The following is a 4,816-nucleotide window of genomic DNA, read 5'->3' as shown; positions in this document are numbered from 1 at the left end:
GGCCACGGCGTCCGGCCGTACGGACCTCTTCGCCGGACCGCCCCGGCACGGCGGGCGGGACGGCCTCGGCGAGCGGGACGGCCTCGGCGAGCGGGACGGTCTCGGCGAGCGGGACGGCCTGGGCGGGCCCGCGGACCCCGGCGGGCGCGGCGCGGGCCCGGACCGCGGCGCGGAGGACGGCGAGGGGGAGCGGTGACCGGCGCGGCCGCACCCGGTCCGGACGGCGCGCCCCGCTGCCCGTGGGGCCTTTCGGCCCCCGACTACCTCCGGTACCACGACGACGAGTGGGGCCGCCCGGTCCGCGGCGACGACGCGCTGTTCGAACGGCTGAGCCTGGAGGCGTTCCAGTCCGGCCTGTCGTGGATCACCATCCTGCGCCGCCGGGAGGGCTTCCGGCGGGCCTTCGCCGGCTTCCGGATCGCGGAGGTCGCCGCGTTCACGGAGGCCGACCGGGAGCGGCTGCTCGCCGACGGGGGCATCATCCGCAACCGCGCCAAGATCGACGCGACGCTCGCCAACGCGCGCGAGCTCGCCGGGTGGGAGCCCGGCGAGCTCGACGCGCTGGTCTGGTCCCACGCGCCCGACCCGGCGGCCCGCCCGGCCCCGCGCACGCTCGCGGACGTCCCGGCGCTCACCCCGGAGTCGACGGCCCTGGCGAAGGCCCTGAAGCGGCGCGGCATCCGCTTCGTCGGGCCCACCACGGCGTACGCGCTGATGCAGGCGTGCGGCCTGGTCGACGACCACCTGTCGGACTGCGTCGCCCGCGCCGCGCGCCCCGCGGCCCCGGCCTCCTAGCGGCCGACGTACTTCGGCTTCTCCTTCGCGAGGAACGCCTCCACCGCGATCCGGTGGTCCTCGGAGGCGCCCGCCCGGGTCTGGAGCTCGTCCTCCTTGACCAGGGACTCCTCCAGGGTGTGCCCGGCGCCGTACGCCATGGCCTCCTTGATCGACGCGTACGCGAGCGTGGGCCCCTCCGCGAGGGCGCGGGCGGTCCTCTCCGCCTCGGCGGCCAGTTCGGCGGCCGGCACGAGCCTGTTCACCAGGCCCAGCTCGTACGCCTCGCCCGCCGGCAGGGAGCGCGGGAACAGCATCAGGTCGGCGGCGCGGGAGGCGCCGATCAGGCGCGGCAGCATCCAGGAGAGGCCCGAGTCGGCGCTGAGCGCCACGCCCGCGAAGGACGTGTTGAACGACGCCGTGTCGGCGACGACCCGGTAGTCCGCCGCCAGCGCGAAGCCGAAGCCCGCGCCCGCCGCGACCCCGTTCACCCCGGCCACCACGGGCTTCGGCATGCCGGTGATCGCCCGGACGATCGGGTTGTAGTGCTCCCGCACCGTCCGCATCGCGTCCTCGCCGGTCAGCGACCGCACGTGCTCCTTGAGGTCCTGCCCTACGCAGAACGCCCGGCCCGTCGCGGTCAGCAGCACCGCGCGCACGGCCGGGTCGGCGCCCGCGGCCTGCAGGGCGTCCCGCAGCGCGACCTTCGCCTCGGTGTTCATCGCGTTCATCGCGTCGGGCCGGTTGATGGTGACGGTCGCGAGTCCTTCGCTCACCTCGTACAGCACGGTGTCGGCCATGGCGGGGTCCCCTCTGCGGCTCCGGTGGTGGTGTCCCGCCCAGCATGGCGGAGATCATCGGGCTCCGGCATGTGACCTGCGTCAAACGCCGGGCCCCGGACCGGGCGCCGCGATGGCGAAGTATGGCAGCACCATCGCCGAAATGAGCTGTTTTGTGCGATCGCGTTGCGCAAGCGATGCCGTCCGATGTTGGTCATCGGGCGTCACCATGCGGGATAATGACCTGGAAGCATTGTGTTCGACGCCGGTCCGCGCCCTTCCACGGGGCCGTCGGCTGATCGATGAGCTGGTTTCAGGAAGGGGAACGAGCATGGCGGCCATGAAGCCGCGGACGGGCGACGGCCCGCTCGAGGTGACCAAGGAGGGGCGGGGCATCGTCATGCGCGTTCCGCTCGAAGGCGGCGGTCGGCTTGTCGTCGAGCTGACCCCGGACGAGGCCGTAGCCCTCGGCGAGGAGCTGAAGAAGGTCACGAGCTGACGCTTGCGCCCACGTTTTCCCGATCGCCCCGGCCGGTGTGACCACCGCGCCGGGGTGATCGCGTTCCGGGCGCCGCCACCGGGCCGCGCGGGCGCCCGGCCGCAGGTCAGCCGCGGCGCACGGCGCAGAGCAGCCCGTCGCCGACCGGCAGCAGCGACGGCACCAGCTCGTCGCTCTCCCGCACCGTCCGCAGCAGCTCGCGCAGCGTCAGGACCTCGGACGGCTGGACGCCCGAGTCGACCGTGCGGCCGTCCGCGAACACGCCCTCGAAGCACACCAGCCCGCCCGGCCGCAGCAGCCGCAGCGACTCGTCGAGGTACGCCGGGTACTCGGTCCGGTCGCCGTCGCAGAAGACGACGTCGTACCCGCCGTCGGCCAGCCTCGGCAGCACGTCCAGCGCCCGGCCGGGGATGAAGCGCGCCCGGTTCCCGGCGAACCCGGCCGCCCGGAACGCCTGCCGGGCGAACTGCTGCCGGTCCGGCTCCGGGTCCACGGTGGTCAGCACCCCGTCCGGCCGCATGCCCAGCAGGAGGTAGATCCCGGAGACGCCGGTGCCCGTGCCGATCTCCGCGACGGCCTTGGCGTCCGCCGTGGCGGCGAGCATCCGCAGCGCGGCGCCGGTGCCGGGGGACACCGAGGGCACCCCTGCCTCCCGGGCCCGGTCGCGGGCCCAGTGCAGCGCCTCGTCCTCGGCGGCGAAGGCGTCGGCGAAGGCCCAGCTCGTCTGCCGGTTGGCGGTAATGACCCTCTCCTGTTCCCGTAGGCGGCAACGGTGACTGTAGCCGCTCGCCGCGGGGAACCCGCAGATGGGACTGTGCGTTGGGAGGAGGGGTGGCCGGCAGGGCGGGACCCGGGGGCGGCCCCAAATTCTCGTAAAGATTCTTATCCGGAACTAACGGGCGAGGTGGCTATGGTAGGGGCTCCACTGGACACCACCGGAGCCGACAGGGGAGGTGCGGCCGAGCCTGTGGATCGGAGAGGGGCGCTGCGGTTGCGGCGCTTCCTCAGGTCGGCGGGTGAGCCGAAATCCGTGACCGACATCGCTGACAGCACCCGCGCCGCCACCGAGACCGCAGCCACGACGGCGACCTTCGCACCGGATGCGGAACCGCAGGCGTGGGCCCCTCCGACCTGGGAGGAGATCGTCAGCACCCACAGCGGTCGCGTCTACCGCCTCGCCTACCGCCTGACGGGCAACCAGCACGACGCCGAGGACCTGACGCAGGAGGTCTTCGTCCGCGTCTTCCGCTCCCTGTCGACGTACACGCCGGGCACGTTCGAGGGCTGGCTGCACCGCATCACCACCAACCTCTTCCTGGACACGGTGCGCCGCAAGCAGCGCATCCGGTTCGACGCGCTCGGCGAGGACGCCGCGGAGCGGCTGCCCAGCCGCGACCCGTCGCCCCAGCAGGTCTTCCACGACACCCACTTCGACGCGGACGTGCAGCAGGCGCTGGACACGCTGGCGCCGGAGTTCCGCGCGGCCGTCGTGCTCTGCGACATCGAGGGCCTGTCGTACGAGGAGATCGCCGCGACCCTCGGCGTGAAGCTCGGCACGGTCCGCAGCCGGATCCACCGCGGCCGGTCGCACCTGCGCAAGGCGCTCAAGCACCGGTCGCCCGAGGCGCGGGCCGGGCAGCGCGTCGTCGCGGGGCGTGCCTTCGCCGCCGTGGGCGGGGAGGGCGGAACCGCGTGAGTGGCGTACGTCCGACCCCCGCGGAACACCATCTGGGGGACCGGCTCGCCGCGCTGGTCGACGGCGAGCTGGGCCATGACGCCCGCGAGCGGGTCCTCGCCCACCTGGCGACCTGCGCCCGCTGCAAGGCCGAGGCCGACGCGCAGCGCCGCGTCAAGAGCTTCTTCGCCGAGTCCGCCCCGCCGCCGCCCTCCGAAGGGCTGCTCGCGCGCCTCCAAGGGCTGTCCGAGGGCGCCGCGCAGGACGGCGGACGGCCGTTCGGGGGCGGCGGTCCGGGAGCCGGGGCCCGGCGGCCCGGGCACGGTCCGGGCCGCTCCGTGCGGTCCGGCCCCGGGGCCGGGACGTTCCTGGCGAGACCCGGCGGCTTCCCCCACCTGCCCCTGGGCGGGCACGCACCGGCCGCGCGCGGGGGCTTCCGCATCCACGGGACCGGCCGGGAGGCGGAGCGGCCCGCGTGGCGCGGCCGGAGGTTCGTGTTCGCGGCGGCCGGCGCCGTCTCGTTCGCGGCGATCGCCCTGGGCGGGGCGATACCGACGGGCGGGACGGTGGAGGCCCGTGGAGAGGCCCCCGGAAGCAGCGTGACGCCCCTGCGGTCGCCGTCCGCGGGGCAGTCCGCCGCGCCCGCGGAGGGTGCCCGCCGTACCCCCGCGGGCGCGGGCGCCGCCACGGGCCGGTTCGCCGACCGGCCCGCCCCCCTGCTGCCCGGAGCGCAGGTCCGCACCCGGTACCCGGCGGCCGTACCGTTTCTGCACGCGGCGCCCCCGCGGGTCGGCACCGGCGTCCTGCCCCTGGTGGGCGCCCCCGATCCCCTGCCGGTCTCGTACCCGTCGTACCGGACGCCCCCGGCCACCGTGAACGGCGCTCCGGCGGGCCTGGTTGAATCCACGGTCAGGGGCGCCGGAGGGGCGCTGAGTGGCCAGTAGCGGGGAGAGCATGGACGACGGGAAGCCCACGCAGCCGGGACGGACGCGGCAGAGCCACCCGGCATCCCCGGACCCCGCCCCGCCGGTGCTGCCGGGGCCCGGCGNNGCCCGCGACCGCGCCTCCGGCCGCCGAGGCGCCCACGGC

Annotated in this window: 6 protein-coding genes and 1 pseudogene; 5 read left to right on the top strand and 2 right to left on the bottom strand. The window is 75.5% G+C overall.

What is annotated here, in order from left to right; genetic code table 11:
- A pseudogene (locus tag MW084_RS03495) lies at positions 1–196 on the top strand (RNA-binding S4 domain-containing protein); the annotation flags it as partial.
- Complete coding sequence (locus MW084_RS03490) at positions 193–795, top strand: DNA-3-methyladenine glycosylase I (RefSeq protein WP_010474840.1); 603 nt, start codon at positions 193–195, stop codon at positions 793–795. The pseudogene MW084_RS03495 and the gene MW084_RS03490, both read left to right, overlap by 4 nt.
- Here MW084_RS03490 and chcB read toward each other — a convergent pair.
- The gene (gene chcB, locus MW084_RS03485; protein ID WP_010474838.1) at positions 792–1,574 is read right to left on the bottom strand and encodes a 2-cyclohexenylcarbonyl CoA isomerase; all 783 of its coding nucleotides are present in this window, start codon (positions 1,572–1,574) and stop codon (positions 792–794) included. The genes MW084_RS03490 and chcB overlap by 4 nt on opposite strands.
- Before the next feature lie 310 nt (positions 1,575–1,884).
- Here chcB and MW084_RS03480 point away from each other — a divergent pair, with 310 nt between their 5' ends.
- Positions 1,885–2,052 carry a DUF3117 domain-containing protein gene (locus MW084_RS03480; RefSeq protein ID WP_010474836.1) on the top strand — a complete coding sequence of 56 codons (168 nt, stop codon included), beginning with the start codon at positions 1,885–1,887 and terminating at the stop codon, positions 2,050–2,052.
- A gap of 106 nt (positions 2,053–2,158) precedes the next feature.
- On the opposite strand, the gene MW084_RS03475 is transcribed toward MW084_RS03480, so the two are convergent.
- Entirely contained in the window at positions 2,159–2,695 is a 537-nt protein-coding gene (locus MW084_RS03475; protein WP_010474833.1) for an O-methyltransferase, read from the bottom strand.
- A gap of 267 nt (positions 2,696–2,962) precedes the next feature.
- Between MW084_RS03475 and sigE the strand changes: the two genes are divergently transcribed.
- The gene (sigE, locus tag MW084_RS03470) at positions 2,963–3,748 is read left to right on the top strand and encodes an RNA polymerase sigma factor SigE (RefSeq protein WP_193789363.1); all 786 of its coding nucleotides are present in this window, start codon (positions 2,963–2,965) and stop codon (positions 3,746–3,748) included.
- Entirely contained in the window at positions 3,745–4,671 is a 927-nt protein-coding gene (locus tag MW084_RS03465; protein WP_010474829.1) for a zf-HC2 domain-containing protein, read from the top strand. The genes sigE and MW084_RS03465 overlap by 4 nt, the downstream gene beginning before the upstream one ends.
- Positions 4,672–4,816 lie beyond the last annotated feature (145 nt).

This window comes from Streptomyces sudanensis (assembly GCF_023614315.1).
Lineage (GTDB): Bacteria > Actinomycetota > Actinomycetes > Streptomycetales > Streptomycetaceae > Streptomyces > Streptomyces sudanensis.
Note: the sequence above shows the minus strand (reverse complement) of the source record. Positions and strands in the feature narration are given on the sequence as shown.

Coding starts and splice junctions, on each gene's coding strand:
- chcB (WP_010474838.1), bottom strand. CDS start 1,574: ATGGCCGACACCGTGCTGTACGAGGTGAGCGAAGGACTCGCGACCGTC.
- MW084_RS03480 (WP_010474836.1), top strand. CDS start 1,885: ATGGCGGCCATGAAGCCGCGGACGGGCGACGGCCCGCTCGAGGTGACC.
- sigE (WP_193789363.1), top strand. CDS start 2,963: ATGGTAGGGGCTCCACTGGACACCACCGGAGCCGACAGGGGAGGTGCG.